Raw genomic sequence first — 12940 nt, 5'->3', positions numbered from 1 at the left:
GGCCGCCCTCAGGCGTGCCCGGCCTCCGAGGAGAGCATGGCCAGGTCGATGCCGAGCTTGCGCAGCGCCAGATCGTATTTGGTCTCGATGCTGGCGCCGAACACCAGGTCAGGGTCGGCCGGGCAATGCAGCCAGCCATTGGCCTGGATCTCGGTCTCCAGCTGCCCCGGCGCCCATCCCGCATAGCCGAGCGCCAGCACCGCATTGGAGGGCCCGCGCCCGCCGGCAATGGCCTTCAGAATGTCCAGCGTGGCCGTCAGGCAGATGCCGCCATCAATGGGCAAGGTCGAGTTTTCGATGAAGAAATCGGCGCTGTGGAGCACAAAGCCCCGCCCGGTTTCCACCGGCCCGCCGCGCAGCACCCGCACATCCCCCACCGTCTTGGGCAGGAGGATGCGTTCGGCGGCGGGCACCACGTCCAGCTGCACCAGGAGGTCGCGGAAATCGATATTGGGGGCGGGCTGGTTCACGACGATCCCCATGGCCCCCTCTTCCGAATGGGCACACAGATAGATCAAGGTCCGGGAGAAGCGCTCATCCTCCATGGAGGGCATGGCGATCAGCATCTTCCCGTCGAGATAGTCCCGCGGGCGGTCAGGCGAGATCATCTTCAAATCGTCCGTCATAAGGGAAAGCCTAGCGCGGAGGGGCGCGTTTGCAAACGCCGAAGCGCCCCGCAACGATCCGGGCATGCCGTTTCGCCGCACCCGTCACGGGAAAGTGCACGTGCCCCCTTTGCATGGCCGGCGGAGCCGCGTTAGGGGCTTGTGCATGACCTTTGCCTCTCCTTTCGCCGCCCGCGGGCTCGGCCTTGCGGTCGCCCTGGTCCTGTCCGCTCCAGCCGCCCAGGCGCTGGAAACGCCCTATGCGCGCACCCAGGGCGCGGAGGTGCGCCTTCTGGCGGGCACGGTGAAGGACGGGACCCTGGAAGCGGGGATCGAGATCCGCCTCGCCCCCGGCTGGAAGACCTATTGGCGCTATCCCGGCGACAGCGGCATACCCCCCCGTTTCGACTGGTCGAACTCCAGCAATGTGGCTGGCGCCCATGTGGCATTCCCCGCGCCCCGCCGCTTCTCCGATGGCGGCGGCGGCTTTTCCATCGGCTACAAGGGGACGGTGACACTGCCCGTGCGGGTGGTGCTCGCCGACCCCGCCAGGGCCACCCGCATGGACTTGTCCCTGGACTTTGCGGTCTGCGACGCCTTGTGCGTGCCGGCCCATGTGCAGGTCTCCCTCGACGTTCCGGCGGGGGGAAGCGACGAGCCCTCCCTGGCCGCCGCGGCGGACGCGCTGCCGGTGAAGGTGCCGCTCGGCGCCCCCGGCCCGCTCGGCATCGAGGCGGTATCGGTGGATACCGGCCAGACCCCGCCGGTGGTGGTGGTCAAGGCGCGCGGCGGCGCCAAGGCGGACCTGTTTGCCGAGGGTCCCACGGAAGCCTGGGCCTTGCCTTTGCCGAGCCGGGAAGAGGCGGGCAGCGGCGCGCTGATCTTCCGCTTCGCCCTGGACGGCCTGCCCAAGGATGCCGCCTGGCCCGAGGCCCGGCTGCGCCTGACCTTGTCCGACCAGGGCAAGGCCATCGAAACCGAGGCTGCGCTCCCGCGACCCTGAAGCCGCCTGGCGCCCGCCTGAGGCCTCCCAGACCGGGGGGGCGTGCCCCCCCGCCGGGCCAGGCGGGGCATGCCGCGCGGGGACCGGATCGCGGGCGGCTCCAACCGACCGTGGTACAGCCCGGCGCCCACGATCTGCGCTTTCCTCCTCCGTAAATGTCCCTATCCTGCGCGCGGCGCGCGCGGCCCATCCGCCGCGCGGCATACCGTCCGGCCACGCAGGACCGGAGACCCATCAGCGGAGCAAGAAATGCCCATCCAAGTTGGCGACACCCTCCCGTCCGTGACTTTCCGCGTCGGCACCGAAGACGGGCCGGTGCCGAAGACCACCGAGGAAATCTTCAAGGGCAAGCGCGTGGTGCTGTTCGCGGTGCCCGGCGCCTTCACTCCCACCTGCCATAAGAATCACCTGCCGGGCTACGTGGCGCGCGCCGGCGAGATCAAGGCCAAGGGCATCGACACCATCGCCGTGGTGGCGGTGAATGATCCCTTCGTCATGAGCGCCTGGGAAAAGGCCTCCGGCGCCGACGGCAAGGTGCTGTTCCTCTCGGATGGCAATGCCGACTTCGCCAAGGCCATCGACCTGACGTTCGACGGCGGCATGGCCGGCCTCGGCATCCGCGCCAAGCGCTTCTCCATGCTGGTGGAAGACGGCGTGGTGAAGGCGCTCAATGTGGAGGACGTGCCCTCCAAGGCGGACGTGTCCAGCGCCCAGACCATGCTCGACCAGATTTGATCGCGCCTGCGTCCGCCGGTTTCCGCCGGCGGGCGCTCGCCTCTCCCGTCAGGCGATGATGTCGGGGAACAGCTGGTCCTCCAGGTGGCTGATCTTGTCCTTGAGCTGGAGCTTGCGCTTCTTCAGCCGTTGGATCTGAAGGACATCCGAGCCCGCCACGGCGGTCAGGGCGTCGATGGCCACATCCAGGTCGCGATGCTCCTGCCGCAGACGCTCCAGCAGCAGCTTAAGATCCCGTTCCTCGTCACTGGTCATGCAAGAATCCGCCGCGCCCGGAAAAGGCTGTCCCTTGCGAATATCGCACGGGGACGCGCGCCTGCAAGACCGACGGCGCCGCACGGATCCCCCGCGCGCCCGGGTTTGCTGCAGCGCGGCATAAGAGGGGCATCGACTCTTCGCCGCCTCCATGACAGACTGATGTCCGTTGCAGACAGGGAGAGACGAAAGCATGTCCGTCCAGTCGCACATTGCAGAGCTTGAACGTCGTCACGCAGCTCTCGACACGGAACTCAGCCGAGAACTCCAGCGCCCGGCCACTGATCCGACGCGGATCGCCGAACTGAAGCGCAAGAAGCTGGTGCTCAAGGACCAGATTACTCGGCTGAGAGGCAACAGCACCGTACATTGACGCACCCTCACTTGCGTTCCGGCTGAAAGGACTTTTCGCGATGCTGGCGGAAGCGCCTGCATCGTGAGAAGCGAAACCGGAGCGGATGTCGGGGCTCACTTCCACCGAAATCCGGCGGCATACGGGGCAAGTCCTGCAACACCTTCGCCCCGCGGACCGCTGGATCTGGTCGGAAGTTTGCGCGCGAGTGTTCCATCCGTGCCCAAATCCCTTTAATCGGGCGCCATGGCTCCTCCGCTCATCCAGCTTCAGGACATCCACCTGCGCTTCGGCGCGACCCCTCTGCTCGACGGCGCGGACCTTGCGGTCTCGCCGGAAGACAGATTGTGCCTCGTCGGGCGCAATGGCTCCGGCAAGTCCACCTTGCTGAAAGTGGCCGCTGGCCTCATCGAGCCTGATTCGGGGACGCGCTTCTTCCAGCCGGGCGCCACGGTGCGCTATCTGCCGCAGGAGCCGGACTTTTCCGGCGTTGCGACTACGCTGGCCTATGTGGAAGCCGGCCTCGGGCCGGGCGATGACCTCTATCGCGCCCGGTACCTGCTTGAGCAATTGGGCCTCACCGGCGAGGAAGAGCCCGGCCGCCTGTCCGGCGGCGAGGCGCGGCGCGCGGCGCTTGCCCGCGTGCTGGCGCCAGAGCCCGACGTGCTCCTCCTGGACGAGCCCACCAACCATCTGGACCTGCCGGCCATCGAATGGCTGGAAAGCGAATTGAAGTCGCTGCGTTCAGCGCTTGTGATTATCAGCCATGACCGCCGCTTCCTGGAAACCCTGTCCCGGGCCACGGTCTGGCTTGACCGGGGCTCCACCCGGCGCCTTGACCAGGGCTTCGGCAAGTTCGAGGCCTGGCGCGACGACGTGCTGGAGCAGGAAGAAGTCGACCGCCACAAGCTGGACCGGAAGATCGTCGCCGAGCTGGACTGGCTGCGCTATGGCGTCACAGCCCGGCGCAAGCGCAATGTCCGCCGCCTCGGCGAGTTGCACTCCATGCGCAAGGACCGGCGCGAGGAACGCCGCTCCCAGGGCAATGTGAAGATCACGGTCAGCGAGGCGGATGCCTCCGGCAAGCTGGTGATCGAGGCCAAGGGCATTTCCAAGACCTTCGGCGACGTGCCGGTGGTGAAGGAGTTCTCCACCCGCATCCTGCGCGGCGACCGGGTCGGCATCGTCGGTCCCAATGGCGCCGGCAAGACCACGCTTCTGAAAATGCTGATCGGCGACCTGAAGCCGGATACCGGCTCGGTGAAGCTCGGCGCCAATCTGGACATCGTCTCCCTCGACCAGCGCCGCACCGCCCTCGACCCCGACGCCACCTTGCGCGACGCCTTGACCGGCGGCGGTTCCGACCAGGTGATGGTGGGGGGCGTGCCCAAGCACGTGATGGGCTATCTGAAGGACTTCCTGTTCACGCCCGAACAGGCCAACTCCCCCTTGCGGGTGCTCTCGGGCGGGGAACGCGCCCGCCTCATGCTCGCGCGCGCGCTCGCCTTGCCCTCCAACATGCTGGTGCTGGACGAGCCCACCAACGATCTCGACCTTGAAACCCTCGATCTGCTCCAGGAGATGGTGGCCGACTATCCCGGCACCGTGCTCCTGGTCAGCCACGACCGCGACTTCCTGGATCGCACGGTGTCCTCCATCATCGTGGCCGAGGGCGAAGGCGTCTTCCGCGAATATGCCGGCGGCTATTCGGACATGGTGACCCAGCGCGGCCGGGGCGTGGAGACCAAGGGCAAGAGCGAGGGCAAGAGCGAAGGCCGCCCCGCCACCAAGGGCGAGCCGCGGGGGGAAAAGTCAGCACCCCGGCCGGAGGCGGACAAGAAGCGCCGCCTGACCTTCCACGAGCAGCACGCCCTGAAAACCCTGCCCCAGACCATGGAAAAGCTGCAGGCCGAGATCACCAGGCTCGGCGCCCTGCTGGCCGATCCCCAGCTCTATGCCAAGGACCCGGCCAAGTTCGAGCGCACCTCGAATGCCCTGGCCAAGGCACAGGGCGAACTGGACGCGGCCGAGGAGGAATGGCTGCGCCTGGAGATCCTGCGCGAGGAAGCTGGCGGCTGAACCGGGGCCGCCAGCCTCAGTCGGCGGGGCCGACCTCCTGGAGCGGGCGCTGCGCGGAATAGTCCTGAAGCCAGGTCAGCAGATCCGGCAAGGCCATGGCGCGCGCGTAAAGATAGCCCTGCGCCACGTCGCAGCCGATGGTGCGCAGGAGCGATTCCTGCGCCTCCGTCTCCACCCCTTCCGCGGTGACCTCCAGCGCCAGCTCCCGTCCGAGGCGCACGATCGCCTCGGCGATGCGGGCCTCACTGGTGTTGGGGCGCAGCCCCTCCAGGAAGGAGCGGTCGATCTTCACGCCCGTCACCGGCAGCCGCCGCAGATAGGCAAGGCTGGAATGGCCGGTCCCGAAATCGTCCACCGACACGGCAACGCCCAGGGACCGGATGCGGCGCAAGGCATCAATGGCGCGGGAGGTGTCGGCCATGATGGTGGATTCGGTGAGCTCCACCTCCAGATCGCCGGCACCGGCACCGCTCGCCGCCAGGATGTCGCGGATGCGGTCGGGCAGGGACCCGTCCGAGAATTGATGGGCCGAGACATTCACCGAGAGGCGACCGCTGACCAGCCCGCGCGCCCGCAGGTCGACGATGTCGCGGCACACCCGGTGCAGCGCGAAGTCGCCCAGGGCGTGGATGAGGTGGGAGGTTTCCGCCACCGGGATGAAGAAGTCCGGCATGGCCAAGTGCCCATCGGGCATGCGCCAGCGCATCAGCCCCTCAAAGCCCCGCACCCGCCGGGTCTTGAGATCGATCTTGGGCTGGTAGTGGATTTCCAACTCGTCCTGCGCCACCGCCCGGTGCAGGGCGGTCTCGATCTCCATGAGGTGACCGGCCCGGCGGGAGAGGGAGGGAATGAAGAAGCGGAAGGTGCCGCCCCCCGCCGACTTGGCCAGGGACAAAGCCAGGTCCGAGCGCAGCGAGATGGTGGCGGCGTCGCCGCCGTCGGCGGGGAAACAGGCGATGCCGAGGCTCGCCCCAAGGCGCAGATCGCGCCCCTCCACGGCGAAGGGTCGCGCCATCTCCAGCACGATCCGGGCACTGAGGCCGGCCAATTCATCATGATCGGCGACGCCGGGCACGATGATGGAGAATTCGTCGCCGCCGGTCCGGGCCAGCGTTCCGCTGCCCTTCGCCAGGGCGGACAGGCGGTGGCTGACCTCCTGCAGGACCAGGTCGCCGGCCTTGTGCCCGAAGGCGGCATTGACCGGGGCGAAACGGTCGAGATCCACCGTCAGCACCGCGAGCGGCTGGCCGTCGCGCCGGGCATCCTCGATGGCCGCTTCCAGGCGCAGGCCGAAATGGCGGCGGCTGGGCAGGCCGGTGATGGCATCGAAGGCGCTTTCGTCGCGGGCGGCATGCTCGTCCTGCCCGGACAGGTCTTCGATCATGGACCAGATGTAGGGAGCCCCCGTATCCGGGGTGACCAAGACGCCATTCAGCCGCACCGGAATGCGGCGGCCGCTGGCATGGATGAACTCCTTCACATAGGGCCCGTAGCGCTGGTCTATATCAATGGCTTGGAGCTGATTGACCTCGCTCGCCGCATAGGTGGTGGGCGTCAGATCCCAATAGCTGAGCTTCAGCAGATCATCACGGGCATATCCGGTCATGGCCTGGAACGCGCGGTTCACATCCAGGAACATGCCATCAAGGGCGTTGCGGGCCATGCCGATGGGCGCGTGGTCGAACAGGGCCTGGAGCATGCCCTCGTTCCGCACCACGGACAGCTGGTGGATCGGCCATGCGGCGATGTCGGTGCGCAAGCCCATGGCGCGCACCGGGCGGCCGTTCTCGCGCCGGGTGACGCGCCCGCGCACCACCACCCAGGTCCAGCCGCCGCCAGGCAGCGCGCGCCGGAATTCCACGCGGCAGCGCCCATCGCGCATCAGCTGGTTCAGCATGTCCGGCATGACGCGGCCGGCATCGTCGGGGTGGATGAGCTGGCGCCAGCTGGCGAGGGAGTAAAGCGGGCAGCTGACCGTGCCGCCGACGATCTCGCCGGTGGCGGTCAGGTCCAGTTCCCAGGGGTGGTCGCGCGTCGCGTCCAGAACCTGACGCAGCCGTTCGGCCTGGGCATGACGCCGCCTCTGCCAGGCGGTGACGCAGGTCACATCTTCCGCCAGCCCGCGCCACAGGACGCCGCCGCCGGACGCTGTGGGACGGGCGCGAATGAGCAGGCTGCGCGTGCCCCGCTCGGGATGGCGCATGACATAGACGCCCTGCCACGGCGACAAAGCGGCGGCATGCCGGCGCTCATCGGCCTGAAGCGCCTTCAGGGTCTGGCGGGGAAAGCGGGCAAAGAGGAGGTCGGGGGTGTGATAGAGATCCTCGGCCTGAATCCCGAACACCTCATCCACAGCGGCATCGACGCGGGAAAACCGGATCTCGTCGCGTATGACGGTGCAGACGAAGGGCACTACCCCGAGACCGAGGTAGGCAGGACCATCGTGCGGGTCCTCTGTCGCCCTCGCGCTTGGACCGGCCCCGTCCTCGTCCATCCGTCCCCGGCCTTCCTATCGACTGGCGAAGGGACCCCAGGAGCGCGGCTCCAACCGACCCTTATTATCGCACCACGGCATTTACGATGTGCGGGCGGCGCGCGCAGGTCAAGCACCGAACGCGCCAGGTTGTATATTTTTTCCATGCACGCCAGCGGGTTAGGGCCAAAAAACTCCAGTTTCCAAATCTTCCGAACACCGATGCACCAAGGCGTGACGGGCGTTTTTCGCTGCACTGCAACAGTCATCATCCAGACATTTAGCCGGCGCCTTTCGGCTTCCCTTCACGCTTTCGACTTGGTCCCTGTCGCATTCGGGTATAGTTGCTCGGGCAAAGTCAGATGCAGGATGGCGACATGTCAGTGGCGACGGCGGTTCCGCAGGAAACCCGCACCGAAATGACCAACCGCTGGAGCCGGGAAGAGGCGCGCCGTCTCTATGAGCTGCCGCTCAACGACCTGCTGTTTGAAGCCCAAAGTGTCCATCGCCGGCATTTCGACCCCAACAAGGTGCAGATGAGCCGGCTGCTGTCCATCAAGACCGGTGGCTGCCCCGAGGATTGCGGCTATTGCAGCCAGTCCGCCCATGCGCCCACGGGGCTGAAGGCCTCCAAGCTCATGGAAGTGGAGCGCGTCATCGCCGAGGCCCGCAAGGCCAAGGAAGGCGGCGCCACCCGCTATTGCATGGGCGCCGCCTGGCGTTCGCCCAAGGAGCGGGACATGGACATGGTGGTGGCCATGGTGGAGGGCGTGAAAGCCCTCGGCATGGAAACCTGCATGACATTGGGCATGCTCACCCCGGACCAGGCCGGGCGCCTGTCCGTGGCCGGGCTCGATTATTACAACCACAACCTCGACACGTCCGAGCGCTATTACAGCGAGATCATCACCACCCGCACCTTCGCCGACCGCCTAGAGACACTCTCCAATGTGCGCGACGCCGGCATCAAGGTCTGCGCGGGGGGCATCCTGGGCATGGGCGAGACCGGCGATGACCGGATCGACATGCTCCTGACGCTCGCCAACATGGACGTGCCGCCGGAGAGCGTGCCCATCAACATGCTCATTCCCATTCCTGGCTCGCGGCTCGCCAATGCCAAGCCGGTGGACCCGTTCGAGTTCGTGCGCACCATCGCGCTCGCCCGCATCCTCATGCCCACCTCCCATGTGCGCCTGTCCGCCGGCCGCACCGAGATGAGCGACGAACTGCAGGCCATGTGCTTCTTTGCCGGCGCCAATTCCATCTTCGTGGGCGATTGCCTGCTGACCGCCGACAATCCCGGCGAGGACCACGACACCGCTTTGTTCCGCCGCCTGGGCATCACCGGCGAAGACCTCCCGCCGGCGGAGGCGGAAACCCGCCAATGAGCGGTGCGCGGCTCGCGCGGTTCGAGACCACCCTGGCGGGCCTGAAGGGCCGCGCCCGGGGGCGTTCGCTCCAGGGGCGCGAGGGGCATGATTTCGCCTCCAACGACTATATCGGCCTTGCCAGCTCCCCCCGCCTCGCCGCGGCGGTGCAGGCGGCGATCGCGCGCGGCGTGCCGGTGGGCGCGGCGGGCTCGCGCCTTCTGCGCGGCAATCATCCCGAGCACGAGGCCTTGGAGGCGGAGGCCGCGGCTTTCTTTGGCGCGCCGGCCTGCCTGTTCTTCGGCAGTGGGTTCGACGCCAATCTCGCCCTCTTCTCCACCTTGCCCCGACGCGAGGATTTGGTGGTCCATGACGCGCTGATCCATGCCAGCGTTCATTCCGGCATGGCGGCGAGCAAGGCGAAGGTGGTCTCCGCCGCGCACAATGATGCCCAGTCCTTCGAGGATGCCATCCGCGCCTGGCGCGCCGAAGGCGGGCGAGGCACGCCCTGGCTCGCGGTGGAGAGCATCTATTCCATGGATGGCGATGCCGCGCCGCTGGCGGATCTCGTGGCTGTGGCGGAACGCCATGATGGCTTCTTGGTGGTGGACGAGGCCCACGCCACCGGCGTGTTCGGCGACCAGGGGCGCGGCCTTGGCGCTCCCTTCGAGGGGCGCGAATGCCTCGTCAGCCTGCACACCTGCGGCAAGGGGCTGGGCGTTTCCGGCGCTTTGGTGAGCGCCCACCCGAGCCTCATCTCCTTTCTCATCAATCGCGCGCGGCCCTTCATCTATGCCACCGCGCCCTCGCCATTGATGGCCGCCACCGTGCGCGAGGCCCTGCGCATGTGCGCCGACGAGCCGGAGCGGCGGGACCGTCTTTCCGCGCTGGTGCGCCATGCGGAAAGGCAGCTGGCCTCCCGCCTCGGCGTGCCCGCCAGCGGCTCGCAGATCATCCCGGTGATGATCGGCTCCAACGCCCGGGCCATGGAGGTGGCGCGGCGGGTCCAGGCGGCGGGCTTCGACTGCCGCGCCATCCGCCCGCCCACGGTGCCCGAGGGCACAGCGCGCCTGCGCATCTCGCTCACCCTGAACGTGGATGCGGCAACCGTGGACGGCCTGGTGGACGCCATCGCGTTCGCGCTTCAAGACGCGGCCGCCTGAGCGCACGCGTCCGGGGAACCAGCATGCCCGCCTTCATCGTCACCGGCACCGACACCGGCATCGGCAAGACCATCTTCAGCGCCGCCCTGACCGGGGCCTTGGGCGCGCGCTATTGGAAGCCGGTGCAATCGGGCCTTGAGGAAGAAACCGACAGCGCCGTCGTCGCCCGTCTCGGCCAGGTGCCGGCGGAGCGCATCCTGCCCGAGGCCTATCGCCTGAAGCTTCCCGCCTCGCCCCATCTCTCGGCGGAAGCGGAAGGCGTCGCCATCGATCCCGACGCCCTGGTGCCGCCGGAGGGGGAGGGTCCGCTGGTGATCGAGGGTGCCGGTGGGCTGCTGGTGCCGCTCACCCGGACCCTGCTGACCATCGACCTGTTCGCCCGCTGGAGCCTGCCGGTCATCCTGTGCGCGCGCACCACGCTCGGCACCATCAACCACACCTTGCTGTCCATCGAGGCGCTGCGGCGGCGGAACATGCCCCTCCACGGCATCGCCTTCATCGGCCCGGACATGCCGGACAATGCCCGTGTCATCGGAGAGTTTTCGGGGGTAAAGATCCTGGGCCGGCTGCCGGTGCTGGATGTGATCGACCCGGAGCGGCTCGCCGCCGCCTTTGCCGCCCATTTCGACCTGCGGGACTTTGCCTGATGCTGTCGCCCTCCCCCGTCTGGCACCCCTTCACGCAGCACGCCACGGAGCCGGCGCCGCCGCGCATCGTGCGCACGCAGGGCGCCTATCTGGAGAGCGAGGACGGCCGCCGTATTCTGGATTGCATCTCGTCCTGGTGGGTTATCACCCATGGCCACCGCCATCCCGTCATCATGGCCGCCATCCGGGAGGCGAGCGAAAGCCTCGACCAGATCATCTTCGCCGGCTTCACCCACGAACCCGCCGAGGCCCTGGCGCGCGAACTGGTGAAGCTCGCCCCGGCCGGGCTCGATCACGTCTTCTTTTCCGATTCCGGCTCCACCTGCGTGGAAGTGGCGCTGAAGATGGCGCTCGGCACCTTCCGCAATCGCGGCGAACGGCGGACCCGCATCGTGGTGATGGAGGACAGCTATCACGGCGATACCATCGGCACCATGAGCGTGGGCGCGCGGGGCGTGTTCAATGCCGCCTATGAGCCCATCCTGTTCGACGTGGACCGCATTCCCTTCCCCGCCGCCGGCCGCGAGCAGGAGACGCTCGACGCCTTCGAGGCGGTGGCCCGAAGGGGGGAGGCTGCCGCGCTCATCCTGGAACCGCTGGTCCTGGGATCAGGCGGCATGCGCATGTATCCGCCCTCCGTGCTGCGGGACCTGCACGCCATCGCGCAGACCCACGGCACCCTCTTCATCCTGGACGAGGTGATGACCGGCTGGGGCCGCACGGGCACCCTGTTCGCCTGCCAGCAGGCGGCCATCCGCCCGGACATTTTGTGCACCTCCAAGGGCCTCACCGGCGGCGCCGTGCCGCTCGCCGCGACGCTTGCGACGGACGAGATCTTCGCGGCCCATTATTCCACCGACCGGCGGCACACCTTCTTCCACTCCTCCTCCTATACCGCCAATCCCATCGCCTGCGCCGCCGGACTCGCCAATGTGCGGGTCTGGCGGGACGAACCGGTGGCGGCGCGCCTCGCCCATCTCGCCCGCATGCAGGAGGAGCGTCTGTTCCGGCTGGCGCAGGACGCCCATTTCTCGTCGCCGCGCCAGTGCGGCACCATCGCCGCCATCGACCTCAACGTGCCCGATGGCGGCTATCTGGCGGACGCGGGCCCGCGCATGCGCGCCTTCTTCCTGGAGCGGGACCTGCTGGTGCGCCCGCTCGGCAACGTGCTCTATGTGATGCCCCCCTATTGCGTCACCGAGGCTGAGCTCGACCGGGTCTATGACGCCATGGCCGAGGCTGGCCGGCAGTTCGGTGTGGCGGCGTGACAGCGGGAACCTGCATTCTCGGCTTCGGCCATTCGGTACCCGAACGCCGGGTACCGAATGGGGAAATCGAGGAGCGGCTCGGCCTAGGACCCGGCTGGATCGAGCGGCGCACGGGCATATTGGAGCGCCGCTGGGCGGCGCCGGAGGACACGCTTTCCGATCTTGCGGCGGCAGCCGGCCGCATGGCCCTTGCCGAGGCCGAAAGCCATGGCCTCGACCGCGCCACCCTCGGCCTCACCCTGCTCGCCACCTCGACCCCCGACCATCTGCTTCCCCCCTCCGCGCCCCTGGTGGCGCACAAACTGGGCCTTTCCGGCTGCGGCGCGGCGGATCTTGCCGGCGCGTGCGGCGGCTTCCTCTACGCCCTGGTGATGGCCGAGGCCTTCGTACGGACCTCCGGCGCGCCGGCCCTGGTGGTCGCGGCCAATTTCCTGAGCCGGCGAATCAACCCGGGGGAGCGGGGCAGTTGCGTGCTGTTCGCGGATGCCGCCGGGGCGGTGGTGGTGGCGCCGAGCCCACGGCCCGAAGCAGGGGTGCTCGCGGCGCATCTGTCCTCGGACGGGTCTGGATACGGCCTCATCCAGGTGCCTGCCGGCGGGTCCAGCCGTCCCTTTGCGCCGGACCTGCCGGTGGAGGACACCCGGATGACCATCGCCGACGGGCAGGCGGTGTTCGTGGAGGCGGTGCGGCTGATGACCGAAAGCGCCCGCCGGGCGCTCGCCCGTGCCGGCATGACGGCGGCGGACATCGACCACTTCGCCCCGCACCAGGCCAATGCCCGGCTCATGCAGGCGGTGGCTCACAACCTTGTCATTCCGCCCGAACGGATGCTGAGTTCGGTGGCACGGTTCGGCAATTCCTCCGCCGCCACCATCCCGCTCACACTCTCGCTCGCCCATGAAAAGGCCCCCTTCCGCGCCGGCCAGACGCTGCTGCTGAGCGCGGCGGGGGCGGGACTGACCGGCGGGGCCTGCGTGCTGCGCCTGTAAGCCC

Annotated in this window: 12 protein-coding genes; 9 read left to right on the top strand and 3 right to left on the bottom strand. The window is 68.2% G+C overall.

All coding sequences use genetic code 11. The features are described 5' to 3' along the window. Window positions 1-8: 8 nt before the first annotated feature. Window positions 9-608 carry a YqgE/AlgH family protein gene (locus ACT54L_RS11095; protein WP_476085630.1) on the bottom strand — a complete coding sequence of 200 codons (600 nt, stop codon included), beginning with the start codon at window positions 606-608 and terminating at the stop codon, window positions 9-11. A 163-nt stretch (window positions 609-771) separates the two neighbouring features. Between ACT54L_RS11095 and ACT54L_RS11090 the strand changes: the two genes are divergently transcribed. Both ACT54L_RS11090 and ACT54L_RS11085 read left to right on the top strand, forming a co-directional pair. After that, a complete protein-coding gene (locus ACT54L_RS11090; RefSeq protein ID WP_476085629.1) occupies window positions 772-1608 on the top strand; it encodes a protein-disulfide reductase DsbD domain-containing protein in 837 nt (278 codons plus the stop codon). A 249-nt stretch (window positions 1609-1857) separates the two neighbouring features. Beyond that, a complete protein-coding gene (locus ACT54L_RS11085) occupies window positions 1858-2343 on the top strand; it encodes a redoxin family protein (protein ID WP_476085628.1) in 486 nt (161 codons plus the stop codon). 48 nt (window positions 2344-2391) lie between these two features. On the opposite strand, the gene ACT54L_RS11080 is transcribed toward ACT54L_RS11085, so the two are convergent. Continuing rightward, window positions 2392-2598, bottom strand: coding sequence for a YdcH family protein (locus ACT54L_RS11080; protein ID WP_476085627.1), 207 nt, complete (start codon window positions 2596-2598; stop codon window positions 2392-2394). A gap of 193 nt (window positions 2599-2791) precedes the next feature. Here ACT54L_RS11080 and ACT54L_RS11075 point away from each other — a divergent pair, with 193 nt between their 5' ends. Together ACT54L_RS11075 and ACT54L_RS11070 are read left to right on the top strand one after the other, a co-directional pair. After that, window positions 2792-2971, top strand: a complete 180-nt coding sequence (locus ACT54L_RS11075) for a YdcH family protein (RefSeq protein WP_274777757.1) — start codon at window positions 2792-2794, stop codon at window positions 2969-2971. Between the two features lie 225 nt (window positions 2972-3196). Further along, on the top strand, window positions 3197-5029 hold the full coding sequence (locus ACT54L_RS11070) for an ABC-F family ATP-binding cassette domain-containing protein (RefSeq protein ID WP_476085626.1): 1833 nt from the start codon (window positions 3197-3199) through the stop codon (window positions 5027-5029). A 16-nt stretch (window positions 5030-5045) separates the two neighbouring features. Here ACT54L_RS11070 and ACT54L_RS11065 read toward each other — a convergent pair whose 3' ends face one another. Next, window positions 5046-7442, bottom strand: a complete 2397-nt coding sequence (locus tag ACT54L_RS11065) for a putative bifunctional diguanylate cyclase/phosphodiesterase (protein ID WP_476085625.1) — start codon at window positions 7440-7442, stop codon at window positions 5046-5048. Between the two features lie 437 nt (window positions 7443-7879). Between ACT54L_RS11065 and bioB the strand changes: the two genes are divergently transcribed. Genes bioB through ACT54L_RS11040 form a run of 5 tightly spaced genes read left to right on the top strand, consistent with a single transcriptional unit; the run spans window position 7880 to window position 12936 of the window. Continuing rightward, on the top strand, window positions 7880-8890 hold the full coding sequence (bioB, locus tag ACT54L_RS11060; protein WP_476085624.1) for a biotin synthase BioB: 1011 nt from the start codon (window positions 7880-7882) through the stop codon (window positions 8888-8890). Further along, window positions 8887-10032 (top strand): 8-amino-7-oxononanoate synthase, encoded by a 1146-nt coding sequence (locus ACT54L_RS11055; RefSeq protein WP_476085623.1) that lies wholly within the window; start codon window positions 8887-8889, stop codon window positions 10030-10032. Before bioB ends, ACT54L_RS11055 begins: the two co-directional genes overlap by 4 nt. 23 nt (window positions 10033-10055) lie before the next feature. Beyond that, complete coding sequence (gene bioD, locus ACT54L_RS11050; protein ID WP_476085622.1) at window positions 10056-10679, top strand: dethiobiotin synthase; 624 nt, start codon at window positions 10056-10058, stop codon at window positions 10677-10679. 2 nt (window positions 10680-10681) lie between these two features. Beyond that, window positions 10682-11947: an adenosylmethionine--8-amino-7-oxononanoate transaminase gene (locus tag ACT54L_RS11045; RefSeq protein WP_476085778.1), complete on the top strand. Its 1266-nt coding sequence runs from the start codon at window positions 10682-10684 to the stop codon at window positions 11945-11947. Next, window positions 11944-12936 (top strand): beta-ketoacyl-ACP synthase III, encoded by a 993-nt coding sequence (locus tag ACT54L_RS11040; protein ID WP_476085621.1) that lies wholly within the window; start codon window positions 11944-11946, stop codon window positions 12934-12936. Before ACT54L_RS11045 ends, ACT54L_RS11040 begins: the two co-directional genes overlap by 4 nt. The last annotated feature ends 4 nt before the right edge of the window (window positions 12937-12940 follow it).

It is taken from the genome of Aquabacter sp. DMC10 (genome assembly GCF_056314145.1).
Note: the sequence above shows the minus strand (reverse complement) of the source record. Positions and strands in the feature narration are given on the sequence as shown.